Below are 18,230 nucleotides of genomic sequence, written 5' to 3'. Positions count from 1 at the left end.
AGTATCTTTTTTAGGAGTAGAAAATGTCTTATCTTATATCAGACAAGTATAAAGAATGGGAACAGCTCTGCGAGCAGCGATTCCGTAAGCTGAAACAGAACGAAGAAAAGCTTAACAGCTTTTTCATTGACCTGTACGATATTGCGGACGAACTTGATCCACAGGTCAATGATTCGGATATAACGGTCAGGCGTGCAGAGCTTCAGAGGGAGATAAAAAGCCTTATCAGCTATGCTGTTGGCTGTATATTCGGACGTTACTCGCTCGACAGAGAGGGACTGTGCTTTGCAGGCGGCAAGTGGGACAGCTCTGCATATAAAACCATTATCCCCTGTCTTGACAATGTCATGCCTGTAAACGATATGGAAAGCGGTTTAACAGCGGCGGTGATAGATTTTATAGAAAAAGTCTACGGCAGCGATACTCTTGAAGAAAACCTTGATTTTGTGGCAGAAGCTCTCGGAAAAGGTTCAGACTCCCGCAAAACTATCCATGACTATCTGCAAAAGAGTTTCTTTGCAGACCATTCCAAAATATATAAGAACCGTCCAATTTACTGGCAGTTCACTTCGGGAAGAAAAGGAGCATTCCGTGCAGTGATGTATATTCATCGCTATGATGAAAGTCTCCTGTCGGTTCTTGAAAAAAAGTACGCTCTCCCCTATCATGCTAAGCTAAAAGATGAACTTCACAAGCTAAGTGAAGAATATGTCGCTGCAAAAGGCAGTGAAAAAACTAAACTCCGCCGTGATATTTCGCGTATGCAGATTCTTCTGCTGGAAATGGAAGGCTTTCTGCATAAGCTTCATGAAATGGCTGAAAGCCGCATAAAACTTGATCTTGACGACGGCATAAAAGCCAACTATGAAAAACTGAAAGATATACTTATTTAAAAAAATTCTCCCAGCGGGAGAATTTTTTTTGAAAAAGTACTTGACAAATCTGCTCTATCTGTGTATACTGTATATATACAGTACGAAAGGAGAGCACAGATGAACATCTTTATCGACAATAGAAGCGGTGCACCGATCTACGATCAGATCTATAGTCAGATAAAAAATCAGATAATCAGCGGATCGCTTATCGCAAACGAACCTCTTCCTTCAATAAGAAACCTGGCAAAAGATCTTCGGATAAGCGTGGTCACCACTAAAAGAGCTTACGATGAGCTTGAACGCGAGGGGTTCATTTATACCCTGCCTGCCAAAGGCTGCTTTGTGGCGGCTCAGAATACGGAACTGCTTAAAGAACATAATCTGAAAAAAATCGAAGAGCACATTATGGAGATAAAAAATCTTGCAGCTGCTTGTCGGCTGTCAAAAAATGATATGATCGAAATGATAAATATCATATATGAACAGGAGTGATCTTATGAACGCTATTGAAGTAAAAAATCTCACAAAAAATTATAAAGGATTCACACTCAACAACATTTCCTTTGATCTGCCAAGCGGCTGTATTATGGGACTTATCGGTGAAAACGGAGCAGGAAAAAGCACGACTATCCGCTCTATTCTCGGTATGACTAAGCCCGACAACGGCAGTATCAGTGTACTCGGACAGACTGTTTCCGCACAGCTTAAGGAGGATATAGGCGTTGTTCTTGACGAAGTCGGTATACCTTCATCGCTGAATATCAAGGATATAAACAAGATAATGAAGAATATGTATAAGAACTGGGACGAAAAAGTTTTTTTCGGCTATATTGATTCATTTTCACTCCCAACGGATAAAAAGTTCAGCGATTTCTCAAAGGGTATGAAAATGAAGCTCGGTATCGCTGTCGCTCTTTCCCACAACGCAAAGCTTCTCATACTCGATGAGCCTACAAGCGGTCTTGATCCCCTTGTAAGAGACGAGATAATCGGCATTCTCAATGACTTTACAAGAGATGAAGACCACTCGATACTTATATCTTCTCATATCGTAAGCGACCTCGAAAAGCTCTGTGATTATATTGCTTTTATGCACAACGGAAATCTCATGCTCTGCGAAGAAAAAGACGCTCTCCTCGAAAAATACCGCTTCATAAATCTTACCGAGCAGCAGCTCTCAGAGCTTGATCCTGCTGCAATAAAAGGCAAAAAAGTCGGCAAATTCAGCGTTGAAGCTATCGCAGATGTTGAGAAAATACCGTCAACATTCAATTCATCGCCTGTTACAATAGAGGATCTTTTCGTATTTATGGCTAAGGAGGAAAAGTAAATGAAAGGCTTACTTATAAAAGAAATGATAACAAACTTCAAAAACAACAAATTTTCTCTTATTATAGTACCTGTATTTGCTATCGTCGGACTTATCAACAAGCAGAGTACGTTTCTCATGCTGATACCTATGCTGCTTTCAATGCTGCCTCTGGGACAAATGTCATACGATGAAATGAGCCACTGGGACAAATACATTTATTGTATGCCCGTAAGCAAAAAAACTATAGTGTCCTCAAGATATATCTCAGTAGCGATCATGTCCGTAATTTCAGCTGTAATTATTGCTGTAATGATGCTCGCCGTTAATTTTAACTCCCCTGCTGTTTTTAAAGAAATGCTGTCTATGTCTGTCATAGCACTTCTTTTGGGAGCTCTTGTTCCATGTGTATCACTGCCGATAAACTATCCATTCGGCACAACAAAGGGCAGAATAGTATATCTCGTAATCATCGGACTTATCTGCGGTATCTTACCTCCGATCATTCTTTCCGATTCAAGCAAAATAACAGAAAAAACAGCAAAGCTTTTCAGTAATACAGGTCTGTTTTGTACAGCAGCGATAGGAGTACTTGCAGTAATGCTGCTGATATCATGGTTTATCTCAGTTAAAATATACGAAGCAAAAGAAGCATAAATATAAAAGCGACAGGCTAAAACCTGTCGCTTTTGTTATACTGTTGCGTAAAGATTTGTTTCCCATGCAGGAATGTAAAGCTGATGTCTTATATAAAGCTTATATGCAGGATTAAGCTTCTTTATAAGCAATGGGAGCTCAAATATATCCTCGTTCCTGTGATAAAGTGAAACCATCATTTTAGGAGCATAATGAGATATGGTTCTTGCAGCTCCCCATATAGCTTCACGTTCAAAGCCTTCAACGTCCATTTTGATTATAGTTGCAGGCTTCTTGGCAAGGATACTGTCAACGGAAAGCGCTCCTATCATATTCTCGGACTCTGCTGTTATAGCAGACTGCCTGCCTGCTTTAGCAGCAAACGGTAGCTCCGTATCTGTACACCAGGCTGCCGAATTATAAGCATAAACATGAGGCATACCGTCTATGAATTTAGCAAGCTTCTTGAAGTTCTTCTTATCAGGCTCAAGTGCATATATAGAAGCATATCTGCCCTGTGTGAACTCTAAAAGCTCCTTTATGGTATCGCCGTTATATGCGCCGAGGTCAACGTATATCTCGTTGAGATTCGGCTTGATTATTCTCTTGTATATATCTGCTTTAGAAGTAGTTACAGCGGAAAGATAATCTATTTTGCCGCTTATCTTGAAGTTTATGATATTAGCGTACACCTTGCGTGAATAGTCATCAGCAAGGCTGTCATAAACCTGCTGTATCTTATCTTCATTCTCAATGCAGTACTCATAAGTGAAAAGTCCTCTTCCCACTACAGGCACATCTGGCACATAAAGAGTATGCTTTGAAGCTATCTCCTGCACCTTGTCGACTATCTCCTGATAGCCTGCGGCAAAAGCAAGTACTACGACAAAATCGTCGACTGCTTCCTCTATCTCGGAAAGCTTATGAACTCTGTAGCCCTCAAAAGAGTGACCGCGTACAAAATCATCACTGGCAAAGATACCTGCTACCGTTATATGCTTGTCACGGAAAACGGACATTATCTTTAATGCACCGTCACCCATTCCGTAGATGAATATGGGACGATCTTCCGCCTTCAGTCTGTCCCAGCTGGATTGTTTTTCAGTTATAAACGAGAGCATTGTCCCTATCACCTCTTTAATCAATAATCCCCGTCGTGATACTGCGTATCATCAAAATCATCATCATGGTCGCAGTGCGAGTGCATATTCATCATATCTCGTCCTCTGATACCATACTTGTCACGCATGATATTGAGGTACTTGTCAATAAGCTCGGAAACCTTTCTGACATTCTTGACGCAGTGTACTTCCTTTGAAGGAGTATCGGCGTCACGGCTGTAGATTATTATTGTTCCGCAGTTGAACAAACGCTGGAAGAAAGGATATTTCACCTTTTTATCGGTTATCTTGTAAAGGTCTATCTCGTCCTCATCGATATTAAGGAAACCTGTTCTGGTAATGAACTTTGTCTCTGTGAGATAGTAGCGTGTGAAAGTAAGAGGCAGTCCGAAAAGTGAGCGTTTTTTATCTGTCCATACATAATCAAATGCATTTTTTTTCATAGCATGATCCTCCAATCCTTATCTGACAAACCTTAGTATTACTATTTTAACACATATTGCACCGTTAGTCAACTATCTTACCTTATAAAACTATATTTGCAACAAATTGAATAAGCCATATATATTTCTTTTGCACAAAAGAATCTTATTTTTTTCTCAAAAATCGAAAAAAACTCTTTACAAAGTCTTTTTTATATGGTATAATATTATCACCGTGTACTTGGTTCGGGGCTTGACCTCGATTTTCACCCCCCACTGAGTTGACGGAATATTTTATTAAGAGGTGCTTCAAATGTTATTGAAGGATGAAAAGACAGCCGTTATCGAGGCTAACAGAACACACGAAAAAGACACAGGTTCTCCTGAGGTTCAGATCGCTATTCTCACAAGAAGAATCAACGATCTCACAAACCACCTCAAGACACACAAGAACGACCACCACTCAAGAAGAGGTCTTCTCAAGATGGTTGGTCACAGACGTAACCTTCTCGGATATCTCAAGAAGAAGGACATCGAGAGATACCGTGCTATCGTTGAGAAGCTCGGTCTCCGTAAGTAATTACAAATGTAAAAGAAGGCAGTGGGGTTCTATGCCCTTCTGCCTTTACGTCTATCAGAGTGCAGGGATTAGAAGTCAGAGGTAAGGGCTATGAAGCTGATATATCGTGCTTTTACCTCTAACTTCTAAAGGCTCTCCTCTGATAAATATTATAAAATTGGAGGCATATTAAAGATGTTTGAAAACTACAGAACCTTTGAAACAACCTATGCAGGCAGACCTCTCGTTGTTGAGACAGGAAAGACCTGCGGACTTGCCAACGGTTCATGCTGGGTAAGATACGGCGAAACTGTTGTAATGGCAAACGTAACTGCAAGTGCAAAGCCAAGAGAGGGCGTTGACTTCTTCCCTCTTTCTGTTGACTATGAGGAAAGACTCTACTCAGTAGGCAGGATCCCAGGCTCTTTCACAAAGCGCGAGGGCAAGCCTTCTGAAAAGGCTATCCTTACTTCACGCTGCGTTGACAGACCTATCCGTCCTCTGTTCCCTAAGGACATGAGAAACGACGTTTCTGTTGTTATGACTGTACTTGCTGTAGAGCCTGACAACTCACCTGAAATTGCAGGTATGATAGCTACTTCTATCGCTATCTCTATTTCCGATATCCCATGGAACGGTCCTATCGCAGGCATCAACGTTGGTCTTGTTGACGGCGAGATCGTTCTCAATCCTACTCTTGAGCAGAGAGCTAAGACAGACCTTACTCTTACAGTTGCAGGTACTGCTGAAAAGATCGTTATGATTGAGGCAGGCGCTAACGAAGTTCCCGAGGACACAATGCTTGAAGCTATCCTCAAGGGACACGAAGAGATCAAGAAAATGGTAGCTTTCATCAGCGATATCCGTGCTCAGATCGGTAAGCCAAAGTTCACATTCGAGTCAATGGAAGTTGACCACGATATGTTCGACGCTATCGAAGCATTTGCTTCTGACCGCGTTAAGTTCGCTCTCGATACAAACGACAAGAATGTACGTGACGAGAGACTTGCACCTATCATTGACGATATCCATGCTAACTTCGACGAAAAGTACCCTGAGCAGATCGCTATGATCGACGAGTGCATCTACAAGCTCCAGAAGAAGATCGTTCGTGCATGGCTCTATGAGGGCAAGCGTGTTGACGGACGTGGTATAGACGAGATACGTCCTCTGGCAGCAGAGGTAGGCGTTCTTCCGAGAGTACACGGTTCTGGTCTCTTCACAAGAGGTCAGACACAGGTTCTCACTATCGCTACACTCGGTCCTGTAAGCGACGCTCAGAAGATAGATGGTCTTGACGAGGAAGACTCAAAGAGATATATGCACCAGTACAACTTCCCAAGCTACTCTGTTGGTGAGACAAAGCCAAGCAGAGGTCCGGGACGCCGCGAGATCGGTCACGGTGCTCTTGCTGAAAGAGCTCTTGCTCCTGTTATCCCTCCTGTTGAGGAATTCCCATATGCACTGAGACTGGTTTCAGAGGTTCTTTCCTCTAACGGTTCTACATCACAGGGCTCTATCTGCGGTTCTACACTTGCTCTTATGGACGCAGGCGTACCGATAAAGGCTCCTGTTGCAGGTATCTCCTGCGGACTTATCACAAAGCCTGACAGCGATGAATTCATGACAATGGTCGATATCCAGGGCCTTGAGGACTTCTTCGGCGATATGGATTTCAAGGTTGGCGGTACTCACAAGGGTATCACAGCTATCCAGGTCGATATCAAGGTTGACGGTCTTACACCTGCTATCATCAAGGAAGCATTTGAAAAGACAAGAAAGGCTCGTATCTATATCCTTGATGAGATCATGCTCAAGGCTATCCCTGAGAGCAGACCTACTGTCAATAAGTACGCTCCTAAGATGCTCCAGACTAAGATTCCAGTTGATAAGATCCGTGAGGTAATCGGTCAGGGGGGCAAGGTTATCCAGAAGATCTCCGCTGACTGCGATGTTAAGATCGACATCAGCGACGACGGTAACGTATTCATCAGCGGCGTTGACGGAGATAACGCAAACAAGGCTCTCCAGATAATCAATACAATCGCTAACGATCCTGAGGTAGGCGCTATCTACAAGGGCAAGGTAGTAAGAATTATGGACTTCGGCGCATTCGTTGAGATTGCTCCAGGTAAAGACGGACTTGTTCATATCTCCAAGCTCGACAAGCAGAGAGTTGAAAAGGTAGAGGATGTTGTTTCTATCGGTGACGAGATCGTTGTTAAGGTAACAGAGATCGACCGTCAGGGCAGAATCAATCTCTCACGCAAGGACGCTCTTGCTGATATTGAAGCTAAGAAGAATAACTAAGATTTATAAAGCTCCATGCGACAGCACATGGAGCTTTTTTATAGAAAAAATCAAGGCGGTCAATATGACCGCCTTTGTTGTATCAGTGAAAATTGTGACTCTGTTTGAGCACCATATCTTTTACTTTCATAAGTGAAGTTGTGGTGCTTCTTTCATTTTCTGAAAGCTTCATGGTGATAAACTTGATAGTTTCCTCATAATCAGGTATCATTATATGCTCCAGTGCATTAACGCGGCGTCGAGTCTTTTCTATCTCGTCAGCCATGAGCTGACAAGCCTTCTCAACCTCGGCAAGTCTTATCATCTTTGGAAAGACACTGCTGAGAGCGCTTACCGCACCGTCAAGGTCGATAGACGTGAACGCCATACCGTATGAGTAGATATCATTGGTATCGCCTGAGCGATACTTTGGCTTGAACTCTGGAATATAAACGCTCATTACGTTTTTCTCGGAAACTTCAAGCTCGACTTCCTGCTTCGGGAGCATAAGGGCTGTTTCAAGCACCTCTCTCTGCATTACAGAACCTGCTACCGCCATATAACGGTTAGCCTCGGATATAGCCGCCTCTACTTCTGTTCTTAGCTGACGGTTTTCCTTAATGAGTATCATGAACTGACGCATGAGCTCGTCACGCTTATCCTTAAGAAGCTTGTGTCCTCTTCGCGCAGAGGAAAGCTTCTTTTTCAGCTTGCTAAGCTCCATACGGGTGGGATTAACATTTAATCTTGCCAATCAGCTCACCTCATTTCTGAGTATCATAGTACTTGACCAGATATTCCTCTCTGATTCGGCGCAGCTCGCTTCTCGGGAGCATTTTCAGAAGCTCCCAGCCAATTGAAAGTGTATCCTCGATGCTTCTGTTGTTTTCAAAGCCCTGAGATACATATTTCTTCTCGAATTCGTCTGCAAATCTTGCATAAATAAGGTCTGTAGGAGTAAGAGCTGCCTCACCAAGTACGACCATGAGCTCCTTAGCGTCCTTGCCTCGTGCATAGGCAGAGAAGAGCTGGTTCATAGTATCAGAGTGATCGGCACGAGTCTTACCCTCGCCGATACCCTTATCTTTAAGACGTGAAAGTGACGGAAGAACGTCTACAGGCGGATTGATTCCCTTTCTGTAGAGCTCACGGGAAAGAATTATCTGTCCCTCCGTGATATATCCTGTAAGGTCGGGGATAGGGTGTGTTTTATCGTCCTCGGGCATGGTAAGGATAGGAATCATTGTGATACTTCCCTCTTTGCCCTCCTGACGGCCTGCACGCTCATAAATAGTAGCAAGGTCAGTGTACATATATCCCGGATAACCACGTCGTCCCGGTACTTCCTTACGTGCGGCAGATACCTCACGAAGAGCGTCTGCATAGTTGGTAATATCAGTAAGGATAACAAGTACGTGCATACCTTTTTCAAATGCAAGGTATTCAGCAGCAGTAAGTGCCATTTTAGGAGTTGCAAGACGCTCGATAGCCGAGTCATTAGCAAGGTTTATGAAAAGAACAGTTCTGTCCAGTGCACCTGTGCTCTTGAAGCTCTGTACAAAGTACTCAGACTCCTCAAATGTAATACCCATAGCCGCGAAAACAACGGCAAACTGCTCGTCTTTTCCACGAACCTTAGCCTGTCTTGCTATCTGTGCAGCAAGCTGTGCATGGGGAAGTCCGCTTGCCGAGAAAATAGGCAGCTTCTGACCTCTTACAAGGGTGTTGAGTCCGTCTATAGCGGATACGCCTGTCTGTATGAACTCCTGCGGATACTTTCTTGCAACAGGATTCATAGGAAGACCGTTTACATCAAGACGCATTTCAGGTATAAGCTCGGGACCGTCATCAATAGGTCTGCCGAGACCGTCAAAAACTCGTCCCAGCATATCCTCGGATACGCCAAGCTCCATCTGGTGACCTGTGAATACTACGCTGCTGTCCTGTAAATTGATACCTGCGGCATTCTCAAAGAGCTGAACAAGAGCATTCGAGCCGTCTATCTCAAGAACGCGGCAGCGCCTTTTCTCGCCGTTTTTAAGTCTTATCTCTGCAAGCTCGCCGTAAGTTACATTCTCAACGTCCTTGACAAGAAGCAGAGGACCTGCCGCTTCTTCAATTGTTCTGTATTCTCTTGGCATTAGTCTTCCTCCTTGTCAAGCAGCTCGTTGAGCTCTGAGGATATCTCCACACTGAGCTTGTCAAATTCTGCGTCTGTTTTATCTTCTTCAATATACTTGAAACGACCTATCTTTTCTCTTACCTCAAGGTTAGCAACTGCTTCTACATCAGCGCCCTTGGCAAGAACATCAGCAGCCTCGTCATTGAAGTTAAGAATAAGCTTCATCATATAAAGCTGCTTTTTAAGGCTGGTATAGGTATCTACCTCATGGAAAGCCAGCTGGTGCAGGAAGTCCTCACGGATAGAACGGGCAGTCTCCATTTTCAGTCTGTCATTAGGCGAAAGAGCGTCCATACCGATGAGCTTTACGATCTCCTTGAGCTCGGCTTCTTCATGGAGTATTTCCATAAATCTTGCACGTGACTTCATCCAGTCCTTGGATACGTTATTGTTATACCAGTCTGCAAGCGAATCAGCATACAGCGAATAGCTGGTCAGCCAGTTTATCGCAGGGAAATGTCTCTGGTAAGCAAGATTTGAATCAAGTCCCCAGAATACCTTTACGATACGAAGCGTTGCCTGTGATACAGGCTCTGAGATATCACCGCCGGGAGGCGATACCGCACCGATTACTGAAAGTGCGCCTTCCCTGCCCTCTGTACCTGTTGAGATAACACGTCCTGCACGCTCATAGAACTGAGCAAGACGGCTTCCGAGGTAAGCAGGATAGCCCTCATCACCTGGCATTTCTTCAAGACGTCCTGACATCTCACGGAGAGCCTCTGCCCAACGTGATGTAGAATCAGCCATAAGAGCTACAGAATAGCCCATATCACGATAATACTCTGCGATAGTGATACCTGTATATACCGAAGCCTCACGGGCTGCAACAGGCATATCCGAGGTATTAGCGATAAGAACTGTACGCTCCATAAGGGATTTTCCTGTATTCGGATCAATAAGCTCAGGGAACTCGTTGAGAACGTCTGTCATCTCGTTTCCGCGCTCACCGCAGCCGATATAGACGATGATGTCAGCCTCTGCCCACTTTGCAAGCTGATGCTGTGTAACTGTTTTACCGCTTCCGAAAGGTCCCGGGATAGCAGCAACTCCGCCCTTTGCTATTGGGAATAGGCAGTCAATTACACGCTGTCCTGTTACAAGCGGCATATTAGGTGAAAGCTTCTTCTGATAAGGTCTGCCCTGACGAACAGGCCATTTCTGTATCAGTGAGAGCTCCTTTTCTCCCTTGGCTGTTTCAATGATACATACAGTATCATCAGCGTGGAATTCACCCTCTGATATTTTCTTGACAGTACCCTTCACGCCGTTTGGCACCATTATTTTATGGAGAACTATATCTGTTTCAGGAACTGTTCCTATAATATCTCCGCCTACGACCTTGTCTCCGACTTTAACTGAGGGAGTAAACTTCCATACGGTCTCTCTTTTAAGTGAAGGGACTTCAACACCTCTTGCAAGGTTGTTTCCGCAGACCTTTCTTATAGCGTCAAGAGGACGCTGGATACCGTCGAAGATACTTCCGATAAGACCCGGACCGAGCTCAACGCTCATAGGCTCGCCTGTAGATTCTACAGCTTCGCCTGTACCAAGTCCTGATGTTTCTTCGTAAACCTGTATTGAAGCACGGTCACCGTGCATTTCGATTATCTCACCGATAAGACGCTTCTCGCTGACGCGGACAACGTCAAACATATTGGCATCTCTCATGCCCTCGGCAACTACAAGCGGTCCTGATATTTTAACTACTGTACCTTTGCTGTTCATTTCTGCTTATCCGCCTCTTTCCTAATTTAATATATCGGAACCAACAGCCTTTTCAACCGCTTCGTGCAGTGCTCTTACACCTTCACCTGTGTTGCCCTCTATGGCAGGTATAAGAACAATGGACGGAAGCTTGCTGCTCCGATATTTGTTTATTGTATCTCTCACAAGCGCAGCCGCAGGCTCGGTTATATATATAACAGCGAACTCATTGGCTGCAAGTCTTGAAATAAGCTTGGTTATCTTTTCAGGCTCAGTCTCACGGAATACAGAAAGCCCAAGAGCCGCAAATCCCGACACGCTTGCGCTGTCGCCTATAACTGCTGCTTTATACATATAGCTTTCTCATCCTTTCCGTGATAGTTTCCTTGTCTGCGCCGAATTCTTTACATACTGAGAGAATGCGAAGATTCTTTATCTCGGCTTCTTTAGCAATAAAATATGCCGCAAGAGGCTCCGAGCCGAATGCCTGCATACGTGCAGTCTCTGCAAGCTCCATGATAACGTCATCGCACCACTTTTCGTACTGCGCCGCAGAGTCTTTCAGAAGTGCCGCTGCGTCACTGTAAGCTGTACCCTCAAGATAACTGAAAAGTGATTCTATGCCGCCAAGCGCAGCTCTTATAAGCTGCTCCTTGTCAAGCTCGCTGCTGCCGCATATGGCGCTTTCCATGAATTGAGCACTTTTGCCGAGAATACTGCATCTGTAAGCAGTCTTGATATCAGCGCATACGGTAAGAAGCTCAGTGTATCTCTGCATAAAGCTGCTGTCGCATTCCTCCGCACTTTTCTGCATAGCCTTAAGTGCAGCCATATCTATAAGCGAATCCGAAAGCTGACCGTCAAGAGTCTGTGTGATGAGCTCATATGCCTCTTCAGCTGTGCTCTGCATATAATTAGGGAGTTCATCATACTCCTTTGAATTTATGGCTTCAACAAGCGTTGAAAGCTCCACGTTTGAAGGTTCGATATAATACTGTTTAGGCTCTCTGTTGGAGATTATAGCTTTCAGCACAGCTTTCAGATTATGAAAATCATTTCTGTATAGCAGTATGGGAAGTTCTTTGCAATCGGGAGCATATGCCCTGAGCATTGCCCATACGTCGGAAAGACTTTCACTGCTGCTTGAACCGCTTCTTGACTGTATAATAGATGATATCTCAGCTTTATTCCTTGAATTTATAAGCTGGTCTATATCGGTTCTGGTAAGCAGTGAATTTTCCATTGCTCTGACAGTGCCCACGGCGTTTGCATATTTTGTATCGTTCATGATATCACCTACCGAAAAGCGCTCTCGCAGCCGTATCTCTTATCTCGTCCTTTTCTGATTCGATAATTGCACGGAAACTGCAATTTTCCGAAATAAGTCCATAGCTTAGTATGAAACCGTCCTCGATATCGGCAGCTTCTTTTGAAAGAGTTATACTTCCGCCTTTTTTATTGATACTCTCGTTAAGCTTGCTTTCAAAATCTGCAGGAACTCTTGCAAGATCCTTGCTGCATAGAGACAGCACTCCTTTTTCAGGCTGGCTGTGACGCTCTGCAAGCTTTATGATAAGCTGAAAATACTCATTATCAGGCAATGCCTTCAACTTAGCAACAGTCTTTTCAATAGCTTCATCAATAAGTCCTACCTTACAGGCAAGAATGCGTCGCTTCATTTCTGCGTCAGCGGAATTGCAGGCATTTTCGTAATCCTTTTCAGTCTGTTCCTTTGACCTGTGCATAAAATCTTCGTAGGCTGTCTGAGCTTTTTTATCGCCCTCAGCCTTTATTGCAGCTGCTTTGCTTTTGGCAGCTTTCAAGATAAGCTCTTCTCCCTGCTGCTGCTGAGTTTCGATGAGGTTAAGAATCTCGTCAAGTCCTGACATATTCCCACCTCCGTCATACTGTGATGTTCAATATCATAAGAACTGATATAAGAAGTGCAAGGATAGCGTATGTCTCTACCATAGCAGCCATGATGATAGCCTTACCGTTGTGGTCTGGCTTCTTAGCTGTGATACTTACACCGGCAGCTGCTGTTCTGCCCTGCATGATACCTGAGATAAGACCAACTACTGCGATAGGAAGTGAAGCTGCAAGGAAACCGAGTCCCTGCTGAACTGTGAGCTCAGCAGCGCCGCCACCGAGAACGCCTGTACGAAGAAGAATGAACATAGCTGCGATGAGTCCGTAAAGTCCCTGTGTACCAGGAAGGAGCTCAAGAACCAGCACCTTACTGAACTTTGAAGGATCAACGGAAACTACTCCCGAAGCAGCCTCACCCACAAGGCTTACGCCCTTTGCAGAACCGATACCTGCTAAAAGTGCTGCAAGAGCAGCTCCTATAATTGCTAATACTAAACCGTTAGTCATTTGAATTTTCCTCCTTGAATTTTATATACTTGGTATTTACAGTGAGCGGTGCAAATTCTCTTCCGCCGCCTGTGTAGAATTTACTGAAAAGCTCAACGAACTGTAGTCTGTCCGTATGAACATACGCACCCAGCAGATTTATCGCAAGGTTTGCTATATGTCCGACAACGAATACGATTATCAGGAGTATGAGCTTGAACACCTTATTTTCGGGCATTGTACCGATAAGATTGATAACGCTGGCGATACTTCCTGTTGCAAGTCCGAGAGCAAGAAGTCTCGAATAAGACAGTATATCTCCGAAGTAGCCTGTGGCTGTATTATACAGTGCATACAGTCCGCCGAAAAACTTGCCGAATATGGACTTTGATGTTCTACCTGCCGTCAGAACAAGTATTATAACGCCTGTAATAAGCATATATATACCTGTTTTGCTGAGCACATCAGGCACTTGTATGAACATTCCCGCACCTAATGGAGCAACTCCGAGAACTATCAGATATATAGGCAGTGCGTCAAATATTGCGTCAAGCTTTTTGCCGCTGTCCCATGTCATCTTGAATGCCACGGCAACGCCGAGGAACAGATGAAGTATTCCCAGTCCGAATGAGACCAGAAGAAGCTTTACAGGATCGGTAAGCGGCTCGAACCAAAGTGCAAGACTGCCTATCTCCTTATCAAAGAAGTTCCTTGCAACTACCTGTGCAATATCTCCGAACCAGCTTCCGAAGAGCGCTCCCCAGAACACTGTGGAGATACCGCAGTTTCGGAACATTGTCAGAGTTTTCTTCATGCTTGTTTCAAGCTTGAACTTCTTCAAGGCTATGGTGGTTCCGATTATCATGAGGATTCCGTAGCCTGCGTCGGATAACATCATTCCAAAGAACAGGTAATAGAAGAACGACATTACAGGCGTAGGATCGACATCGCCCTTGCCCGGCATTGCATACATCTTCGTGATCCCCTCTACAGGTGCGGAGAACTTACTGTTTTCAAGCAAAACAGGAACATCGTCCTCGTCCGTAGGATCGGTAAACGTTATTGCCGCTGTGTATTTTGCTTCGATCTCCTTTTTCAGGGATTCCGCATATTTTTCAGGTATATAGCCTGTAAGTACGAATGTGCTCTCTGTGAAGCCAAGACCACTGAGGGCGTCGTACTTCTCCTTACGCATTTGCAGATAATCAATAACAAACCGAAGCTGTTTTCGATTCTCCGTAAGCTTTTCTATGGAGCTCTTCGCGTCCTCTATCTTCTTTTCAAGCTTTTCTGCTTCTTCTTTATAAGAAGCTATCAACTCGTTTGGAGTCTTGCTTTCAGGCTCGGAGACCGTCGCAAAGGCAAGCTTTCGCAGCTTATCCCCTGCTTCTTCATAGGAATCCTTGCTGCATAGGATAAACAGGTTAGTCTGTTCCTTTGAACCGCTGACAACTTCAACGCTGCAATTATCAGGCAGCTGCTGTTCAAGCTCCTCCGCCGTTATCTGATACGGCAAAGTACCGATATACGCCGATGTTGAAGCTGTTCCCTTAAAGTTCAGCGGAACGTCAAGGGGCGTCCACCTTTCAAGCATATCGCACTTTATCTCAAGCTGAGAAATACTCGCGTTGGATTCTGTAATGATACGCTGATTTTTAATAATTTCATTCGCAGCGGACATCACTTTTTCCATTTGCATGGCTTCTTTTCCGAATTCATGCTTTTCGACCTCAGTCTTGCCGCTGAACATATCGGCTAATCCCACCTTTTCGGGGAAATAGCTGTCGATTATCTCCAGCGCCTGAACCGCGGTGTTTCGGAACTTATCGAATTCTCCCACAACAGCTGTCACATTGGTGTTTTCAAGCTCTTCATCATCATTCTTGGATATCTCTACAACACCTCGCCGCTGAAGCAGCTCGATGATCTTCTTACTGTCCGTGAGCATAGCAATAAGCTCGATTTTTTTCATTCTGAGCTTCGCCATATTTTACATCACACTCCTTTTCAAGAGCAAAATCAAAAGAATCTGCTGATTATCTCATCAACAGCTAACGCCATATTTTTTTCAGCCTTTTGCTTTATACTATCAATGTTTTTTTCGCATTCGCTCTCGGCATTCTTTTCATAAGTCTTGAACTTTTCATCGAAATCAGCCTTTAGCTTTGCGACCTCTAAATGTGCTTCGCTGAGCCTTTTCTGAATAGCAAGCGAAGAACTTCCCGAGGCAGCGTCAATTATCTCGTCACGCTTTTTACGTGCCTCCGCATTTTTCTTATCGGAGAGCGCTTCGGCTTCAAGAATTTTTTTTACAGCTTCTGACGCCATTGTCATACCTCCCTAAAATGACTATTGGTCATTTAATATTAAGATTATAACACCTATTTTTATTGCAGTCAATAGATAAATTATGAATAAATTTATAAATAAACGCAAAGGGAGCTTATCCTACAGACAGCTCCCTTAGATGTTTTTCATGGTACAGTTAATATTATACACCAATTCAATTAAAATGTCAATGCATATTAATAAATTTGTGTATTTTTTAAACACCAAATATTTCATATTCGCCTGCTTTAAGTGTAATTGACCGATAATCTCCTTTTTCAAGTGTATTATCGACATTATCAATGTACGCTTTCAGAATAGCGCGGCTCATATTGGTTATATCAGGTCTTTCCACAGCCTCCTGCGGAGTAAGCAGCAGTACTTCACTGTTTTCATAGCCGTCGGAGTGCGGTTCACCTGAGATATATTTAAGCTTGAATACGATTATCCACTGCTCGGTACGAAACTGAACGGCAAATACCGACTCAGCTTCAGCATTTACGCCTGTTTCCTCAAAGAATTCCCGCTTGACTGCCGAAGTTGGCAGCTCGCCCTCCTTGACATAGCCTCCGGGGATAAGTATACGCTCCTTTGCTGGACCATATGTATGCCTTACAAAAAGTATCTTCCCGTCTATGTCAAGTATACCGCATACTGCGTAAAAACGATTACTCATCTTCTTTTTTTACAACGGTGATGCCGAGAACTTCAAGGCTCTCATCGTCAACAGATGACGGACATTCAGACATAAGCTCGCTTGCGTTCTGAACCTTCGGGAATGCAGTTACATCACGGAGACTATCAGCCTTGCACATTATCATAGCAAGACGGTCAAGTCCGATACCCATACCACCGTGAGGCGGTGCACCGTAACGGTATGCGTCAACGAGGAATCCGAACTTAGCCTGTATCTCCTCGTCAGTCATGCCAAGAGCCTCAAACATCTTCTGCTGGAGCTCATAATCGGTAATACGCATAGAGCCGCTTGAAAGCTCAGTGCCGTTAAGCACAAGGTCCCAAGCCTTTGCACGTACATTAGCAGGATCGGTGTCAAGGTATTCAAGGCACTCCTCCATAGGCATTGTGAATGGGTGATGTGCAGCGACCCATGTATTGTTCTCGTCGTCATGCTCAAAGAACGGCATTTCTGTGATCCAGAGGAAGTTGTACTGATCCTCAGGGATAACTTCCAGTCTCTTGCCGCAGATAAGTCTTATAGCGCCGAGAGTAGCAAGAACAGTCTTGGTCTTATCAGCGCAGATAAGCACAAGGTCACCCTCATGTGCATCTACTGCTGCACATATCTTTTCAAGGTCGCCCTCAGCGAGGAACTTCTTGAATGAGCAGTTAGGTTCGTCAGCCCAGCGGATATAAGCAAGTCCCTTAGCGCCGATACCCTTTGCGTGCTCAACAAGCTTGTCGATCTCCTTACGTGTATATGTAGCCGCGCCATTCTTAACATTGATAGCGCGTACAGAGCCGCCCTCTTCTATAGCGTTCTTGAAAACTACGAAGTCTATATCCTTGACTGTATCGGTGATATCCTGAATCTCAAAACCGAAACGTGTATCAGGCTTATCAGAGCCGTAGCGGTTCATAGCGTCAGCAAAGGTAAGTCTTGGAAGCGGAGTCGGTACGTCAACACCGATAACTTCCTTGAATACGCGCTGGATAAAGCCCTCAACACACTCCTGAATATCATCAGCGTCAACAAATGACATCTCAAGGTCTATCTGTGTGAACTCAGGCTGTCTGTCTGCACGGAGATCCTCATCGCGGAAGCAACGTGCAAGCTGGATATATCTGTCATATCCTGATACCATAAGAAGCTGCTTATATATCTGAGGAGACTGCGGCAGAGCATAGAACTTGCCCTGATGTACTCTTGACGGAATAAGATAGTCTCTTGCTCCCTCAGGAGTAGACTTCATCATCATAGGAGTCTCTATTTCAAGGAATCCATTCTCATAGAAATACTCTCTTGTTACCTTAGCGATCTCATGACGCATGATGATATTCTGCTGGAGCGGTGCGCGTCTTAGGTCAAGATAACGGTATTTAAGACGGAGCTCGTCGTTTACCTTTGTCTCGTTAACTATCTCGAAAGGCGGTGTCTGAGCCTTTGCAAGTATTCTAAGGTCAGTAACGAATATCTCGACATTACCTGTCTTGAGCTTGTCATTTTTGCTCTCACGCTCACGAACTTCGCCCTTAGCCATGAGAACATATTCACTCTTGCAGCTCGCTGCCTTATCAAAGAGCTCACGGTCAGTTTCGTCGTTGAAAAGAAGCTGAACAACACCTGTTCTGTCTCTTAATACGATGAAGATAACTCCGCCCTTGTCTCTTATTCTGTCAACAAATCCGCCTACAACGACTTCCTTGCCTGCTTCGGTAACTTCTCCGCAGTAGTGAGTACGCTTAAGACCTTTCATACTGTCTGCCAT

General features: G+C 44.3%; 19 protein-coding genes. 6 read left to right on the top strand and 13 right to left on the bottom strand.

Annotated features, from left to right (window positions below):
* Window positions 1-23 precede the first annotated feature (23 nt).
* The 4 genes from BT105_RS01775 (at window position 24) to BT105_RS01760 (ending at window position 2,841) form a co-directional block, all read left to right on the top strand.
* Window positions 24-893 carry a BREX-1 system adenine-specific DNA-methyltransferase PglX gene (locus BT105_RS01775; protein WP_072299118.1) on the top strand — a complete coding sequence of 290 codons (870 nt, stop codon included), beginning with the start codon at window positions 24-26 and terminating at the stop codon, window positions 891-893.
* Between the two features lie 99 nt (window positions 894-992).
* Complete coding sequence (locus tag BT105_RS01770; RefSeq protein WP_072299117.1) at window positions 993-1,367, top strand: GntR family transcriptional regulator; 375 nt, start codon at window positions 993-995, stop codon at window positions 1,365-1,367.
* A gap of 4 nt (window positions 1,368-1,371) precedes the next feature.
* The gene (locus BT105_RS01765; protein WP_072299116.1) at window positions 1,372-2,205 is read left to right on the top strand and encodes an ABC transporter ATP-binding protein; all 834 of its coding nucleotides are present in this window, start codon (window positions 1,372-1,374) and stop codon (window positions 2,203-2,205) included.
* On the top strand, window positions 2,206-2,841 hold the full coding sequence (locus BT105_RS01760) for an ABC-2 transporter permease (protein WP_072299115.1): 636 nt from the start codon (window positions 2,206-2,208) through the stop codon (window positions 2,839-2,841).
* A gap of 35 nt (window positions 2,842-2,876) precedes the next feature.
* Here BT105_RS01760 and BT105_RS01755 read toward each other — a convergent pair whose 3' ends face one another.
* Both BT105_RS01755 and BT105_RS01750 read right to left on the bottom strand, forming a co-directional pair.
* The gene (locus tag BT105_RS01755; protein ID WP_072299114.1) at window positions 2,877-3,941 is read right to left on the bottom strand and encodes an FkbM family methyltransferase; all 1,065 of its coding nucleotides are present in this window, start codon (window positions 3,939-3,941) and stop codon (window positions 2,877-2,879) included.
* A gap of 20 nt (window positions 3,942-3,961) precedes the next feature.
* Window positions 3,962-4,384 (bottom strand): PH domain-containing protein, encoded by a 423-nt coding sequence (locus BT105_RS01750; RefSeq protein WP_072299113.1) that lies wholly within the window; start codon window positions 4,382-4,384, stop codon window positions 3,962-3,964.
* A gap of 292 nt (window positions 4,385-4,676) precedes the next feature.
* Between BT105_RS01750 and rpsO the strand changes: the two genes are divergently transcribed.
* Both rpsO and BT105_RS01740 read left to right on the top strand, forming a co-directional pair.
* Entirely contained in the window at window positions 4,677-4,943 is a 267-nt protein-coding gene (gene rpsO, locus BT105_RS01745; protein ID WP_072299112.1) for a 30S ribosomal protein S15, read from the top strand.
* 174 nt (window positions 4,944-5,117) lie between these two features.
* Window positions 5,118-7,232, top strand: coding sequence for a polyribonucleotide nucleotidyltransferase (locus BT105_RS01740; protein WP_072299111.1), 2,115 nt, complete (start codon window positions 5,118-5,120; stop codon window positions 7,230-7,232).
* An 82-nt stretch (window positions 7,233-7,314) separates the two neighbouring features.
* Here the strand turns inward: BT105_RS01740 and BT105_RS01735 are convergent, their stop codons facing one another.
* The 11 genes from BT105_RS01735 to aspS all read right to left on the bottom strand — a co-directional run bounded on the left by BT105_RS01735 (window position 7,315) and on the right by aspS (window position 18,230).
* Window positions 7,315-7,965 (bottom strand): V-type ATP synthase subunit D, encoded by a 651-nt coding sequence (locus tag BT105_RS01735; RefSeq protein WP_028514946.1) that lies wholly within the window; start codon window positions 7,963-7,965, stop codon window positions 7,315-7,317.
* 10 nt (window positions 7,966-7,975) lie between these two features.
* Window positions 7,976-9,352 (bottom strand): V-type ATP synthase subunit B, encoded by a 1,377-nt coding sequence (locus tag BT105_RS01730; RefSeq protein ID WP_072299110.1) that lies wholly within the window; start codon window positions 9,350-9,352, stop codon window positions 7,976-7,978.
* Complete coding sequence (locus BT105_RS01725) at window positions 9,352-11,121, bottom strand: V-type ATP synthase subunit A (RefSeq protein ID WP_072299109.1); 1,770 nt, start codon at window positions 11,119-11,121, stop codon at window positions 9,352-9,354. Before BT105_RS01725 ends, BT105_RS01730 begins: the two co-directional genes overlap by 1 nt.
* Before the next feature lie 21 nt (window positions 11,122-11,142).
* Window positions 11,143-11,454, bottom strand: a complete 312-nt coding sequence (locus BT105_RS01720; protein ID WP_072299108.1) for a V-type ATP synthase subunit F — start codon at window positions 11,452-11,454, stop codon at window positions 11,143-11,145.
* Window positions 11,447-12,388, bottom strand: a complete 942-nt coding sequence (locus tag BT105_RS01715) for a V0D/AC39 family V-type ATPase subunit (protein ID WP_072299107.1) — start codon at window positions 12,386-12,388, stop codon at window positions 11,447-11,449. The genes BT105_RS01720 and BT105_RS01715 overlap by 8 nt, the downstream gene beginning before the upstream one ends.
* Before the next feature lie 4 nt (window positions 12,389-12,392).
* Window positions 12,393-12,989: a V-type ATP synthase subunit E gene (locus BT105_RS01710; RefSeq protein ID WP_072299106.1), complete on the bottom strand. Its 597-nt coding sequence runs from the start codon at window positions 12,987-12,989 to the stop codon at window positions 12,393-12,395.
* Between the two features lie 13 nt (window positions 12,990-13,002).
* Window positions 13,003-13,476, bottom strand: a complete 474-nt coding sequence (locus BT105_RS01705; RefSeq protein ID WP_072299105.1) for a V-type ATP synthase subunit K — start codon at window positions 13,474-13,476, stop codon at window positions 13,003-13,005.
* Window positions 13,469-15,442 carry a V-type ATP synthase subunit I gene (locus BT105_RS01700; protein WP_072299104.1) on the bottom strand — a complete coding sequence of 658 codons (1,974 nt, stop codon included), beginning with the start codon at window positions 15,440-15,442 and terminating at the stop codon, window positions 13,469-13,471. The genes BT105_RS01705 and BT105_RS01700 overlap by 8 nt, the downstream gene beginning before the upstream one ends.
* Window positions 15,443-15,474: 32 nt before the next feature.
* Entirely contained in the window at window positions 15,475-15,783 is a 309-nt protein-coding gene (locus tag BT105_RS01695) for a hypothetical protein (RefSeq protein ID WP_072299103.1), read from the bottom strand.
* 217 nt (window positions 15,784-16,000) lie between these two features.
* On the bottom strand, window positions 16,001-16,459 hold the full coding sequence (locus tag BT105_RS01690; protein ID WP_028514937.1) for an NUDIX domain-containing protein: 459 nt from the start codon (window positions 16,457-16,459) through the stop codon (window positions 16,001-16,003).
* Window positions 16,452-18,230: an aspartate--tRNA ligase gene (aspS, locus tag BT105_RS01685; RefSeq protein ID WP_072299102.1), complete on the bottom strand. Its 1,779-nt coding sequence runs from the start codon at window positions 18,228-18,230 to the stop codon at window positions 16,452-16,454. The genes BT105_RS01690 and aspS overlap by 8 nt, the downstream gene beginning before the upstream one ends.

The sequence above is a fragment of the Ruminococcus flavefaciens genome, from assembly GCF_900119075.1.
Classification (GTDB): Bacteria; Bacillota; Clostridia; order Oscillospirales; family Ruminococcaceae; genus Ruminococcus; species Ruminococcus flavefaciens_Q.
This window is presented reverse-complemented; position numbering and strand designations above follow the sequence as displayed.

What these genes read in the sequence shown, in the direction of transcription:
- BT105_RS01720 (WP_072299108.1), bottom strand. Translation starts at nt 11,454, where the DNA reads ATGTATAAAGCAGCAGTTATAGGCGACAGCGCAAGCGTGTCGGGATTT.
- rpsO (WP_072299112.1), top strand. Translation starts at nt 4,677, where the DNA reads ATGTTATTGAAGGATGAAAAGACAGCCGTTATCGAGGCTAACAGAACA.
- BT105_RS01725 (WP_072299109.1), bottom strand. Translation starts at nt 11,121, where the DNA reads ATGAACAGCAAAGGTACAGTAGTTAAAATATCAGGACCGCTTGTAGTT.
- BT105_RS01760 (WP_072299115.1), top strand. Translation starts at nt 2,206, where the DNA reads ATGAAAGGCTTACTTATAAAAGAAATGATAACAAACTTCAAAAACAAC.
- BT105_RS01730 (WP_072299110.1), bottom strand. Translation starts at nt 9,352, where the DNA reads ATGCCAAGAGAATACAGAACAATTGAAGAAGCGGCAGGTCCTCTGCTT.
- BT105_RS01740 (WP_072299111.1), top strand. Translation starts at nt 5,118, where the DNA reads ATGTTTGAAAACTACAGAACCTTTGAAACAACCTATGCAGGCAGACCT.
- BT105_RS01775 (WP_072299118.1), top strand. Translation starts at nt 24, where the DNA reads ATGTCTTATCTTATATCAGACAAGTATAAAGAATGGGAACAGCTCTGC.
- BT105_RS01695 (WP_072299103.1), bottom strand. Translation starts at nt 15,783, where the DNA reads ATGGCGTCAGAAGCTGTAAAAAAAATTCTTGAAGCCGAAGCGCTCTCC.
- BT105_RS01755 (WP_072299114.1), bottom strand. Translation starts at nt 3,941, where the DNA reads ATGCTCTCGTTTATAACTGAAAAACAATCCAGCTGGGACAGACTGAAG.
- BT105_RS01765 (WP_072299116.1), top strand. Translation starts at nt 1,372, where the DNA reads ATGAACGCTATTGAAGTAAAAAATCTCACAAAAAATTATAAAGGATTC.
- BT105_RS01770 (WP_072299117.1), top strand. Translation starts at nt 993, where the DNA reads ATGAACATCTTTATCGACAATAGAAGCGGTGCACCGATCTACGATCAG.
- aspS (WP_072299102.1), bottom strand. Translation starts at nt 18,230, where the DNA reads ATGGCAGACAGTATGAAAGGTCTTAAGCGTACTCACTACTGCGGAGAA.
- BT105_RS01700 (WP_072299104.1), bottom strand. Translation starts at nt 15,442, where the DNA reads ATGGCGAAGCTCAGAATGAAAAAAATCGAGCTTATTGCTATGCTCACG.
- BT105_RS01710 (WP_072299106.1), bottom strand. Translation starts at nt 12,989, where the DNA reads ATGTCAGGACTTGACGAGATTCTTAACCTCATCGAAACTCAGCAGCAG.
- BT105_RS01750 (WP_072299113.1), bottom strand. Translation starts at nt 4,384, where the DNA reads ATGAAAAAAAATGCATTTGATTATGTATGGACAGATAAAAAACGCTCA.
- BT105_RS01705 (WP_072299105.1), bottom strand. Translation starts at nt 13,476, where the DNA reads ATGACTAACGGTTTAGTATTAGCAATTATAGGAGCTGCTCTTGCAGCA.
- BT105_RS01715 (WP_072299107.1), bottom strand. Translation starts at nt 12,388, where the DNA reads ATGAACGATACAAAATATGCAAACGCCGTGGGCACTGTCAGAGCAATG.
- BT105_RS01690 (WP_028514937.1), bottom strand. Translation starts at nt 16,459, where the DNA reads ATGAGTAATCGTTTTTACGCAGTATGCGGTATACTTGACATAGACGGG.